This is a genomic window from Micromonospora sp. DT41 (assembly GCF_049841715.1).
GTDB classification, from domain to species: domain Bacteria; phylum Actinomycetota; class Actinomycetes; order Mycobacteriales; family Micromonosporaceae; genus Micromonospora; species Micromonospora profundi.
This window is the reverse complement of record NZ_JBNCKU010000009.1, coordinates 176336-188172: the sequence shown is the minus strand read 5'-3', so window position 1 is coordinate 188172 and position 11837 is coordinate 176336. Positions and strand designations below refer to the sequence as shown.

Sequence of the window (11837 nt, the reverse complement as noted above, 5' to 3'; positions counted from 1 at the left end):
GCCGAGCGCCGACGCAACACCCACACGGCGGGGAGGGACCCGCACCGTCCCTTCCCGCCCGTGACGAAGCGGCCCGGTCGACGCCAAGCGTCGGCCGGGCCGCCGGCCTTGGGCGGTTCCGCTGCGATATGGCAGACTCGCGGCTCGGCACATCTCGATCCCGTCGACGGAGGTGGCATGCGCCCGACCCACCGCAGGATGGCGGCGACCGCCGCCGGGCTCGTGCTGCTCCCGGCCGCGCTGGTCGGCTGCGGGATCGGCGGCGGCGACAAGGACGAGTCGGCAGCCAAGCCCGAGCGGGCGCCGGCCGAGGAGGCCGCCACCTGGTCCCGCGAGCGCGTGCAGGCGTACCTCGACGCGATGATCGCCAAGGACGTCGCCGCCGGCCGGAGCCAGCTCTGCGCGCTGCTGCACGAGAGCTTCGACCTTGCCGCGACCGGCCCCAACGGTGACTTCGCCGACCACTTCACGGTGCCCGAGGCGTCCATCACCGACGTCCGGTCCTCGCCGCGTGGGCAGGAGGTGAGCGTCTCGGTCTCCGTCACCGCGGGCAAGAAGAAGATCACCCGTCCGTTGGTGTTCACCGTCACCCGTGACGGTGGCGACTGGTGCATCGCCGCAGAGGCTCCCGGTGGCGTGCCGGCCGGAAGCGCGTCGCCGACCGCCGTGCCGTCTCCGGTGTCCTGAGTCGCGCCTCTTTCCGGCGGGATCGATCTCCCAACGTGCGGAACCGTCCCCCTCGCCGCCCGGGTGCGCCGACGGCCGCCGTAGGCTTTCTGTCATGCGCCATGAGTGGCATCAGTTGAGCCATCCCGGGTTCGGTAGCCCGGGTCTGCAGACCAGTCGCCCGACCGCCGACTCCGCCGAGGACGCCGCGCTCGGCCTGGACCGTTGGCGGGAGCTGCCCCGCGAGCAGGTTCCGCCGTGGTCCGACCCCGCGGCCGTCGCCGAGGTCTGCAAGGTCCTCGACACCGTGCCGTCGGTCGTCGCGCCCTACGAGGTCGACCAGCTCCGGCAGAAGCTCGCCCTCGTCTGCGAGGGCAAGGCGTTCCTGCTCCAGGGTGGCGACTGCGCCGAGACGTTCGTCGACAACACCGAGAGCCACCTGCTTGCCAACGCCCGCACCCTGCTCCAGATGGCGATCGTGCTCACCTACGGCGCGTCGCTTCCGGTGGTCAAGGTCGCCCGGGTCGCCGGCCAGTACACGAAGCCCCGCTCGCTGCCGACCGACGCCCGTGGCCTGCCCGCCTACCGCGGCGACATGATCAACTCGTTGGAGGCCGACCCGGCCGCCCGCGTCGCCGACCCGCAGCGCATGATCCGGGCGTACGCCAACTCGGCGGCGGCAATGAACATGCTCCGGGCGTACCTCGCCGGTGGGCTCGCCGACCTGCACGCCGTGCACGACTGGAACAAGGGCTTCGTGAAGAACTCCCCGGCGGGGGAGCGCTACGAGGCGATCGCCCGGGAGATCGACCGCGCGCTGGCCTTCATCCGGGCCTGCGGGATGACCGACGACGAGGCGCTGCGGACCGTCACCCTCTACTGCTCCCACGAGGCCCTCGCCCTGGAGTACGACCGGGCGCTCACCCGGGTCTCCGACAAGCGGGCGTACGGGCTCTCCGGGCACTTCCTGTGGATCGGCGAGCGCACCCGGCAGATCACCGGCGCGCACATCGACTTCATCTCCCGGATCGCGAACCCGATCGGCGTCAAGCTCGGCCCGACCACCACCCCGGACGAGGCCATCGAGCTGTGCGAGAAGCTCAACCCGGACAACATCCCCGGCCGGCTCACCCTGATCAGCCGGATGGGCAACCACCGGGTACGCGACGCCCTGCCGCCGATCGTCTCCAAGGTCACCGCCTCCGGCGCCAAGGTGGTCTGGCAGTGCGACCCGATGCACGGCAACACCCACGAGTCGTCGAACGGCTACAAGACCCGGCACTTCGACCGCATCGTCGACGAGGTGCTCGGCTACTTCGAGGTGCACCGAGGGCTTGACACCCACCCCGGTGGCCTGCACGTCGAGCTGACCGGCGAGGACGTCACCGAGTGCCTGGGCGGCGCCCAGGGCATCGAGGACCTCGACCTCCCCGACCGGTACGAGACCGCGTGCGACCCGCGACTCAACACCCAGCAGTCGCTGGAGCTGGCGTTCCTCGTGGCGGAGATGCTCCGTGGCTGACGCGAGGAGTGAGCCGGGTTTGCGAGCCCCGCAGTCGGCGGCCGAGGGGAATGACCGTGGCTGACCTTGTCGACCTGCGCTCCGACACGTTGACCCGGCCGACCGCCGGCATGCGGGAGGCGATGGCCACCGCCGAGGTCGGTGACGACGTCTACGGCGAGGACCCGACACTCAACGCGCTGGAGGCCGAGGTCGCCGCGCTGTTCGGGCACGAGGCGGCGCTGTTCGCCCCGAGCGGGTCGATGGCCAACCAGATCGCCCTGCAACTGCTGGTGCCACCCGGTGAAGAGCTGCTCTGCGACGCCGACGCGCACGTCGTCACGTACGAGATCGGGGCCGCTGCCGCGTACGGTGGCATCTCCTCGCGGACCTGGCCGGCGGTCGGCGCGGACATCGACCCGGAGACGGTCGCCGGGATGGTCCGCGCGGACGGCTACTTCGCGGTCCCCACCCGTGCGATCGCCGTGGAGCAGACCCACAACCGGGGCGGCGGCGGTGTGATCCCGTTGGCGACGCTGCGTGAACTGCGCGGTGTCGCCGACGCGGCAGGGGTGGCGTTGCACTGCGACGGCGCCCGGATCTGGCACGCGCACGTCGCCGACGGGGTGCCCCTGATCGAGTACGGCCGGCTCTTCGACACGATGTCGGTCTGCCTGTCGAAGGGCCTCGGCGCGCCTGTCGGTTCGCTCGTGGTGGGCAGCGCCGAGAAGATCGAACGCGCCCGGATGATCCGCAAGCGGATGGGCGGCGGCATGCGTCAGGCTGGCATCCTCGCGGCCGCCGGCCGGTACGCGCTCGCGCACCACGTCGACCGGCTGTCGGAGGACCACGCCCGAGCGGCCCGGCTCGCCGAGGCGGTCGCGCCTTTTGGTGTGCTCGCCACCGCGGTCCGCACCAACCTCGTCCTCCTGGATCTCACCAAGCACGCGTTGGACGCCCGCGCTCTGGCCGCCGCGGCCCGGGAGCAGGGCGTACTCATCTCGGTGCTCGGCCCGCGCACCGCTCGCCTGGTCACCTACCTGGGCATCGACGACGACGCGGTGACCCAGGCCAGCACGGCGCTGACCCGCGTCCTGTCCGCCTGACCTCACCTGCCGGCCCTACCTGTTGATCATGAGGTTGGCGGCGTCGCGTTGCCAACCGCATGGGAGTTTCAGGGGCGCAGGCGGGTCAGCGTTGTGATGTCGGCGGTGTGGCCCAGTTGCTGCTCGCTGGGGGTCTCCACGACGATCGGGACGCCGACGACGGCCGGGTGGGTCATCAGCTCCGCGAAGGCCGGCTCACCGATGGTGCCCTTGCCGATGTTCTCGTGCCGGTCACGTGTGGAGCCGCACAGATCCTTCGAGTCGTTGGCGTGCACGAGCCGCAGCCGATCCGCACCCACAGTGGCCACAAGCGTGTCGAGTGTCGCCGTCATGCCGCCTTCGGCAGCCAGGTCGTGCCCGGCCGCCCAGGCATGGCAGGTGTCGAAGCAGACCCCGAGCATGGGGTGCCGGTCCACCGCGTCGAGGTAGGGGCCGAGCTGTTCCACGCGCGAGGCGAGCGACCGGCCGCCGCCCGCGCTCGGCTCCACGAGCAGCATCGGTCCGCCAGCCTCGGCGGCCCAGTCGAGCAGGGGCAGCAGCTCCGCACGGACCTGCCGCATCGCCGTCTCGGCGTACCCCTCGTCGACCGAACTGCCGGCGTGGAACACCACAGCCCGAGCGCCGATCGCCACGCCCCGGCGCAGCGCGTGCGCCAACGTCTGCGCCGACTTCTCGACGGTGCCCGGCGTGGGGGAACCCAGGTTCACAAGCAGCGAGGCGTGGATGAACGCCGGGATGCCCCGCTCGGCGCAACCGTCGCGGAACCGCGCGTCCTGCGCCGGGTCGCCCGGGGGCAACGCCCAGCCCCGCGAGTTGGAGACGTAGACCTGCACCACCTCGGCGCCTGTCGCGTCGACGTACGGCAGGGCGGCCTTCGCCAACCCGCCGGAGGTGGGGGTGTGTGCGCCGACCGGGGTCACCGGCATCTCAGAGGCATCCGATCGTGACCTGGGTGCCCGGCGGCACCTGCGAATTCTCACCCGGAGTCTGGAAGCGCACGGTGGCGTTCGGGTTGAACTGGATCGCCACCGGGAAGCCCTGGCCCTCCAGCACCTGCTTGGCCTGCTGGCAGGGCAGGTCGACCACGCGGGGCACGACGACAAGCGGTGGGCCCTTGCTGACCTCCAGCTTGACCTGGGTGCCCTTCTCCACGCCGGTGCCGTCGGCCGGGCTCTGGCCGAGGATCTCGTCCTTCGGCTTGTCGGAGTCCTTTGGTGTCTCCACCGCCACCAGGCCGAGCCGGGACAGGGTGGCCCGGGCCTCGGTGAGGCTCTTGCCCACCAGGTTCGGCACCGATATCGGCGCCCGGCCGCGGCTCAGAACGAGGGTGATCTTCGTGCCCGGCTTGACCTCGGCGCCGACCTTCGGGTTGCTGTCCAGGACGACGCCGGCGGGCAGGGTGTCGTCATAGCGGGAAGCGCCCTTGGCCACCACCAGCTTCGCGTTGAGCAGGTCCGCCTCGGCCAGCTCGTACTCCTTGCCGATCACGTCCGGCACCGGGAAGCGTTCCGGGCCGAGGGAGAGGGTCAGCGTGATCGTGCCACCCTTGACGATCTTGGCGGACGACGCGGGGTTCTGCTCCAGCACGCTGTCCTTGGGGGCCTGCTCGTCATAGCGCGGCTCCCCGTACGCCAGCTTGAGGCCGGCGCGGTCGGCCTGCGCCTGCGCGTCCGCACTGCTCAGGCTCACCAGTTGCGGGGCGGACGTGTACCGGCCGACACCGAACCACCAGCCGCCGAGCGCGGCCACCAGGCCCAGCGTCACCACGACGGCCGCGACGGCCAGCCGGCCCTGCGGGTGGCCCATCACCGTGCTGCGCAGCGCGGCGAGCCGGGCCCCCAGACCCTCCGACGGCTCCGGGGCGGCCCGCCGTCGGCCCGGCCCCTGGCCGCTGCCCTCCGGCAGCCGCGCCCACGTCGGACGCTCGGCCGGGCGGACAGTGGCGACCATCATCGTCGGCTGGGAGACCGACGTGTCGTCGGCCACCCGGTGCAGCACAGCGGTGCTGCTGTTGATGTCGCCCAACTGGTCCCGCGCGACCTGCACCTCGGCCAGCAGCGCGCCGGCATCGGCGGGCCGGGCGGCGGGATCGCGTCGGGTGGCCCGCTGGACCAGGCCGTCGAGGACCGTCGGCAGGCCGGGCACCAGCGTCGAGGGCGCCGGCACGTCCCGGTCGACGTGCTGCCAGGCGACCTCCACCGGGCGGTCCCCGTCGTAGGGCACCCGACCGGTCAGCATCTCGAACAGCACGATCCCGGCGGAGTAGACATCGGTACGCGGGTCGGCCCGACCCTCGGTGACCAACTCCGGGGCGACGTAGGCAACGGTTGCCATCAACTGGGTGCCCTGCTCGTCGTCGGCGCTCGCCTCGACGGCGCGGGCCAACCCGAAGTCGGCCACCTTGACGACGCTGTCCACCAGGTTGGCGACGCCGCCGGTGGGCGCCTCGGCGACCAGCACGTTCTCCGGCTTGACGTCGCGGTGGACCAGACCGGCCCGGTGTGCGGCGCCGATCGCGGCGAGCATCTGCTCGGCGATGGCCAGCGCCTCGTCGGGGTTGAGCCGGCGCCGCTCGGCCAGCACGTCGCGCAGCGTGCGACCGCGGACGTACTCCATGACCAGGTACGGCAGGCCGGCGTGGGTGCCCTGGTCGTAGACCGCCACCACGTTGGGGTGGGTCAACCGGGCGATCGTCTTGGCCTCGTCGGTGAACCGGGCCACGAAGTTGGCGATCCGGGTACGGGCCTCGGGCGCCTGCGTCGGATGAATGATCTTGACAGCGACGGTGCGCTCGAGACGCTCGTCGGTTGCGGTGTACACGGTCGCCATGCCGCCACGGGCCACGCGACCGCGAATGCGGTAGCGCCCGTCGATCAGCGAGCCCAGCAACGTGTCGGCGACCTGTGTGTCCATCGGCAGGGAGTCTATGTGTCCAGAGGGCGAAGGTAGAACAGGATGCTACAGCCTGGGGGTACCGCCGGCCCGTCCCGCCGAGGTCGGGCACCTCGTCTCAGCCACTGATCCGCTGCTCATCCATGCTTCCCGGGCTGGTCGGAGCGGGCCGTACGGGGTGCCGCTGGCTGCCCGGGTCGGCGGCGTGGCAGGGTGATCGGGTGACCGAACCCGTACCCGCTGAGGCCGTGCCCGGCCCCGAGCTTGCCGGCCCCACCGACCCGGCCGGCTGGCTCACCCTGCCCGACGTCGCCGAGCGCCTCGACGTTTCGATAAGCAAGGTGCACCAGATGATCCGCGACCGCGAGTTGCTGGCGGTCCGCCGCGACGGCGTCCGCCGGGTGCCGGCGGACCTGGTGGCAAACGAGATCGTGCTCAAACACCTGCCCGGTGTGCTCAACCTGCTCTCCGACAACGGCTACGACGACGAGGCGGCGCTGCGCTGGCTCTACGAGCCCGACGACACCCTGCGCGGCGGCACCCCGGCCGCAGCCCTCTCCGGCGACCACGCCCGCGAGGTAAAGCGCCGAGCCCAAGCCCAAGCCTTCTAACCCCGCCCGCTGCCCCCGCCCCGCCCGCCGCCCTCGCCCCCGCCCTCCGGAGTTGATCATGAGGTTGGCGTGCCCGTGCCGGCGTGTAGCCGCCGCTAACCTCATGATCAACCAGGGGGGGTGAAGGGGAGGGGAGCGGGGAGCGGGCGGGGCGGGTTAGTCGGTTCGGCGGGTTGCTGCTATTGCCAGGTCCACCAGGGTCTGGCGGGCCTCGGTGTCCAGGTCCACGGCGGCGAGAGCCGCCAGCGCCGTGTCGGTGAGCGTGGTGATCCGCTGCTCGGTGCGGGCCAGCGCACCGCTCGCGGTGATCAGCTCGCGGAGCCGGGTCACGCCCTGCTCGTCGAGGTTCGGGTCGCCGAGCCGGCTCAGCAGCAGCTCCCGGCCCGCGTCGTCGGTGGCCTCCACTGCCGCCGCCACCAAGTACGTGCGCTTGCCCTCACGCAGGTCGTCGCCGGCCGGCTTGCCGGTGTGCGCCGGGTCGCCGAAGACCCCCAGTACATCGTCGCGCAACTGGAACGCCTCACCCAACGGCAGCCCGTACGCCGAGTAGGTGGCCCGTACGTCCTCCGGCGCGTCGGCGAGCGCGGCGCCGAGCAGCAACGGCCGTTCGACCGTGTACTTCGCCGACTTGTACCGGGCCACCTTGCTGGCCCGTTCCACCGACGTGTCGCCGGTGACCTGGGTCAGCACGTCGAGGTACTGCCCGACGGTGACCTCCGTGCGCATCTCGTCGAAGACCGGCCGGGCCCGTGCCGCCGCCCGCAGGTCCAGGCCGGCGGAGTGCAGCAACTCGTCGGACCACACGAGGCAGAGGTCACCGAGCAGGATCGCGGCGGAGTCACCGAAGCCGTCCGGGTCGCCGCCCCAGCCGGCGGCCCGGTGCCGGGTGGCGAACCGCCGGTGCACAGCGGGCTCACCGCGCCGGGTGTCGGAGCGGTCCATCAGGTCGTCGTGGATCAGCGCGCTGGCCTGCACGAACTCCAGCGCGGCCAGGGCGGTGACGACCGGCTCGGCGTCCACGCCGCCGGCACCTCGGAACCCCCAGTACGCGAAGGCCGGCCGCAGGCGCTTGCCGCCGCCGAGCACGAACGCCTCGATGGCCTCCGCCACCGGGACGAGGGCGTCGTCCACCCGGGCCAGCCGGGCCCGCTGGTCGGCCAGGAAGTCGGTGAGGGCCTTGTCGACCCGCTGCCGCAGGCCGGCACGGTCGACGGGGGACACGGGAGCAGCGTGGGTCACGCCACGACGCTAGCGGGTCACCGCGGCCGACGTTGTACCGCCACACGTGCTCCCGCCGGCGCGCGGGCGGGGACGGCCCGGCCGGTCGGCCGCGTACCCGCCGCACCCGCCCGGCCTGGCCCGACGGCGCGGTGCGGACCAACGCGTCGGGTGCTCGCGGCGGCCTCGGCGAGCACCACGAGCGGCACGTCCAGCACGACGGCGAGCCAACCGAGCCAGAACCCTCCCGGTACGCGTCGTTGCCGCTCCCACCGGGACACCTCGTGTCTGCTCAAGGTCGGCACGCCGGCGGCGGCACACAACTCGGCGGCGGTGCGCTGCTGGCTCCAACCCCGGGCCCGCCGGCACCGGGCCAGCAGCGGTCCGAGCTGTGTGGGGCGCGGTGATGTGAGCGAGGTCATGGGGCCTCCCGGCGGGGCGTCGGTGCGGCGGCGGCACCCCGCCCGCCCACGGGCGGGACCGGTGCCACCTCTCGGCTGTGCGACCCCCGCGCCGGATGCCGGGCCGCCCCCGCCGCCCCTCCCGCGCCCCCTCTTCCTACCCCGGGGGTACGACGGCTTCCCTCCACCGGGCCGGCACGCGCCCGCCGAACTGTGGGAGGCGGTGGGAAGGACCTGGGTGCCGATGGCGTCGCCCGCTAGAGTCGGGGTCGTGGCGCTCGGTCTTCCCTCGGTACTCCCCAATCCGCAGCCGGCGATCGGGGAGCTCATCCGTGAGCGTCAGCCGACCTTCTCGTTCGAGTTCTTCCCGCCCAAGACCGAGGCGGGTGAGCGGCTGCTCTGGCAGGCGATCCGCGAGTTGGAGTCGCTGCGCCCGTCGTTCGTGTCGATCACCTACGGCGCGGGCGGGTCGACCCGGGACACCACAGTCGCGGTGACCGAGCGGATCGCCACCGAGACCACCCTGCTGCCGATGGCCCACCTGACCGCCGTCAACCACTCCGTCGCCGAGCTGCGGCACGTGATCGGCCGGCTCGCCGGGGTGGGGGTGCGCAACGTGCTGGCGGTACGCGGTGACCCGCCGGGTAACCCGGGCGGCGAGTGGGTCCGGCACCCCGAGGGCGTCGACTACGCCGAGGACCTGGTGCGTCTGGTCCGCGACGCCGGTGACTTCAGCGTCGGCGTGGCGGCTTTCCCGTACAAGCATCCCCGTTCGGTCGACGTGGCAAGCGACACCGCGCACTTCGTCCGCAAGTGCCGGGCCGGCGCCGAGTTCGCGATCACGCAGATGTTCTTCGACGCCGACGAATACCTGCGGCTGCGCGACCGGGTGGCCGCGGCCGGCTGCGACACCCCGATCCTGGCCGGTGTGATGCCGGTGACCCAGATCGGCACCATCGAACGGTCCGTGCAACTGTCCGGTGCGCCGTTCCCGCCGGCGCTGGCGGCGCGCTTCGAGCGGGTCGCCGACGACCCGGAGGCGGTCCGCCGGCTCGGCATCGAGCAGGCCAGTGAGATGTGCCGCCGGCTGCTTGACGAGGGTGTGCCGGGAATCCACTTCATCACCCTCAACAGGTCCACAGCGACCCGCGAGGTGTGGCAGAACCTCAAGGTCGGCGCGCGGGTGTGAACACGGCGAGTGCGACACCTGATGCTCGACACGACGGTTGATCAGTGGTGGGCACACAGCTGAACTGGGACGAGTACGCCACGGCGTGGGCACGGCTGCACGGCGGGTTCGACCCCCGCGCAGCCGCGCCGGTGGTACGCGCCTGGCTGCGGTTCTCCTACCACGTCGGATATGTGCTGGGCCGGCTGCGGGTCGGCCCCACAGCGGTCACAGTGGCCGGGGTGCTGCTCTGCTTCTGCGTACCGTTGCTGGCGACCCGGCCGGGGGACGGGCCGTTCCTCGCCGCGCTGTTCGTGCTGTTCGCCGCGGTGGCCGACAGCGTCGACGGGGCGGTGGCGGTCGCCACCGGCCGCACCACCCGGCTCGGCTACGTCTACGACTCGCTCGCTGACCGGCTCGGTGAGGTGGCCTGGCTGCTGGCGTTCTGGCTGGTGGGCGCGCCGGGCGCGCTCGTCGTCGCGGGCGGCGCGTTGTCGTGGCTGCACGAGTACGTCCGTGCCCGCGCGGTCTCCGCCGGCATGCGCGAGATCGGCGCCGTGACGGTCGGCGAGCGACCCACCCGCGTCTCGGTAGCGCTGGCAGGGTTGGTTGTCGCCGGGTTGTCCGGGCTGATCGAGCCGGATCTGGCAGCCGGCACCATCACCATGGCGACCGCCGTGTGGGTGCTGCTGGCCGCCTTCGGGCTGGGGCAGTTGCTCTCCACGGTCCGCCGCGCGCTGCTCGACGCCGGCTGACCGCCGCACCGGCCAGCGCCGAGAGGGCTACCAGGCGGGGCCGATCTCGTCGGCGACGATCTGCGCCGAGAGGGTCACCATCGGCAGGCCACCGCCCGGGTGGCTGGAGCCGCCCACCAGCCACAGGCCGTGCGCCGGGCCCCTGTTGGCCGGGCGGAGCAGCCCACCGGCGGTGCCGTAGATCACGCCGCCCGGCGCTCCGGTTGCCGCGTCCAGGTCGGCCGGGGTGCGCACCTCGCGGAACAGCAACCGGTCGCGCACGTCCACGCCGCGCTGCGCCAGCACGTCCAGGATCCGGTCGGCGTACGCGTCGGCAAGCCCGGGGCGCCGCCAGTCGACAGCGCCAGCGGCGGTGCCCTGCCGCGCGGAGTTGACCAGCACGAACCATGCCTCGTGCCCGGCCGGGCGGACCGTCGGGTCGTCGGCGACGGTGACGAACACCGTCGGGTCGGCCGCCGGCCGGGCCCGTACGCCCCGCCCCGGGTTGCCGAACACCGCGTCGAACTCGGCGTCGTAGTCGCGCGGGAAGAAGACGTTGTGGTGCGCCAGCCCGGTGCTGCCGGAGACGCCGAGCAGCAGCACGAAACCGGCCAGGCTGCGGTCGCTCAGCCCGGCCAGCCGGCGCGCGTGCGGCAGCAGGTCGCGGTAGACGGTGAGCGCGTCCACATTCGCCACCACCACGTCGGCGGGCACCGGCGCGGCGACGCCGGCGAGGCGTACCCCGTGCACCCGGCCGCCAGCCGCGTCGATCCGCGTCACGGTGGCGCCGGTCTGCACGACCACGCCGAGGTCCAGGCAGCGGGTCAGCAGCGCGTCGGCGAGGGTTCCCAGCCCTCCGCGCAGGTACCAGCCGCCGAACGCCAGCTCGGCGTAGGGGACCGCGACGAGCGCTGCTGGCGCCCGGCGTGGGTCGGCGCCGGTGTACGTGGCGTACCGGTCCAGCAGCATCCGCAGCCGCGGGTCGGACAGGTGCCGGCGGCCCAGCCCACGCAGCGTGCGGCCCGGGGCGATGGCGGCCAGGTCGCCGACGCGCCAGGCCAGCGACGCCAGGTCGCGGGGGGAGTCGACGGCGCGGCGCAGGATGTCCCGCGAGGAGGCGTTCCACACCCGGGCGGCCCGCCGCCACAGCCGCTGCCAGTCGGCCGCTGCCTGGTCACCGAAGGCGGCCCCGATCCGGCCGGCGAACTCCACAGGATCGGCGCAGGAGTCCAACGTCGGACCGCCGCCTTCGAAGACGTGCCGGACGATCGGGTCCAGCGGCGTCAGGTCCAGGTACTCGTCGAGCTTCGCCCCGGTGGCCTCGAACAGGTCCTCGAAGACCTCCGGCAGTGTGAGCAGGCTCGGCCCGGTGTCGAAGTGGAACGACCCGGCGGGGGTGTCGTGCACGTACCTGCCGAGCTTGCCGCCGACGGTGTCGGCGGCCTCGAAGACGGTCACCTGGTGCCCGGTTGCGGCCAGCCGGGCGGCGGTGGCCAGGCCACCCACCCCGGCGCCGACGACCACGATCCGCGCCATGCCG

11 protein-coding genes are annotated in these 11837 nt (G+C 72.9%); 6 read left to right on the top strand and 5 right to left on the bottom strand.

The annotated features are described in order from the left end of the window. Positions 1 to 177 precede the first annotated feature (177 nt). The 3 genes from ACLQ23_RS18815 to ACLQ23_RS18805 all read left to right on the top strand — a co-directional run bounded on the left by ACLQ23_RS18815 (position 178) and on the right by ACLQ23_RS18805 (position 3273). Positions 178 to 687: a nuclear transport factor 2 family protein gene (locus ACLQ23_RS18815; protein WP_355593083.1), complete on the top strand. Its 510-nt coding sequence runs from the start codon at positions 178 to 180 to the stop codon at positions 685 to 687. Positions 688 to 781: 94 nt separating this feature from the next. After that, positions 782 to 2188: a class II 3-deoxy-7-phosphoheptulonate synthase gene (locus tag ACLQ23_RS18810; protein ID WP_355593081.1), complete on the top strand. Its 1407-nt coding sequence runs from the start codon at positions 782 to 784 to the stop codon at positions 2186 to 2188. 56 nt (positions 2189 to 2244) lie between these two features. Further along, on the top strand, positions 2245 to 3273 hold the full coding sequence (locus ACLQ23_RS18805) for a threonine aldolase family protein (RefSeq protein WP_355593079.1): 1029 nt from the start codon (positions 2245 to 2247) through the stop codon (positions 3271 to 3273). 68 nt (positions 3274 to 3341) lie between these two features. Here ACLQ23_RS18805 and ACLQ23_RS18800 read toward each other — a convergent pair whose 3' ends face one another. Both ACLQ23_RS18800 and pknB read right to left on the bottom strand, forming a co-directional pair. Further along, entirely contained in the window at positions 3342 to 4199 is an 858-nt protein-coding gene (locus ACLQ23_RS18800) for a deoxyribonuclease IV (protein WP_355593077.1), read from the bottom strand. A gap of 1 nt (position 4200) precedes the next feature. Further along, a complete protein-coding gene (pknB, locus tag ACLQ23_RS18795; RefSeq protein WP_355593075.1) occupies positions 4201 to 6186 on the bottom strand; it encodes a Stk1 family PASTA domain-containing Ser/Thr kinase in 1986 nt (661 codons plus the stop codon). A gap of 200 nt (positions 6187 to 6386) precedes the next feature. On the opposite strand from pknB, the gene ACLQ23_RS18790 reads away from it, so the two are divergent. After that, on the top strand, positions 6387 to 6776 hold the full coding sequence (locus tag ACLQ23_RS18790; RefSeq protein ID WP_355593073.1) for an Rv2175c family DNA-binding protein: 390 nt from the start codon (positions 6387 to 6389) through the stop codon (positions 6774 to 6776). Between the two features lie 156 nt (positions 6777 to 6932). On the opposite strand, the gene ACLQ23_RS18785 is transcribed toward ACLQ23_RS18790, so the two are convergent. Together ACLQ23_RS18785 and ACLQ23_RS18780 are read right to left on the bottom strand one after the other, a co-directional pair. Continuing rightward, positions 6933 to 8015, bottom strand: a complete 1083-nt coding sequence (locus ACLQ23_RS18785; RefSeq protein ID WP_355593071.1) for a polyprenyl synthetase family protein — start codon at positions 8013 to 8015, stop codon at positions 6933 to 6935. A 17-nt stretch (positions 8016 to 8032) separates the two neighbouring features. Beyond that, positions 8033 to 8416, bottom strand: coding sequence for a helix-turn-helix domain-containing protein (locus ACLQ23_RS18780; protein WP_355593069.1), 384 nt, complete (start codon positions 8414 to 8416; stop codon positions 8033 to 8035). A 250-nt stretch (positions 8417 to 8666) separates the two neighbouring features. On the opposite strand from ACLQ23_RS18780, the gene metF reads away from it, so the two are divergent. Both metF and ACLQ23_RS18770 read left to right on the top strand, forming a co-directional pair. After that, positions 8667 to 9584 (top strand): methylenetetrahydrofolate reductase [NAD(P)H], encoded by a 918-nt coding sequence (gene metF, locus ACLQ23_RS18775; protein WP_355593067.1) that lies wholly within the window; start codon positions 8667 to 8669, stop codon positions 9582 to 9584. A gap of 44 nt (positions 9585 to 9628) precedes the next feature. Continuing rightward, a complete protein-coding gene (locus tag ACLQ23_RS18770; protein ID WP_355593065.1) occupies positions 9629 to 10318 on the top strand; it encodes a CDP-alcohol phosphatidyltransferase family protein in 690 nt (229 codons plus the stop codon). 27 nt (positions 10319 to 10345) lie between these two features. Here ACLQ23_RS18770 and ACLQ23_RS18765 read toward each other — a convergent pair whose 3' ends face one another. Beyond that, entirely contained in the window at positions 10346 to 11833 is a 1488-nt protein-coding gene (locus ACLQ23_RS18765) for a phytoene desaturase family protein (protein ID WP_355593063.1), read from the bottom strand. Positions 11834 to 11837: the final 4 nt, after the last annotated feature.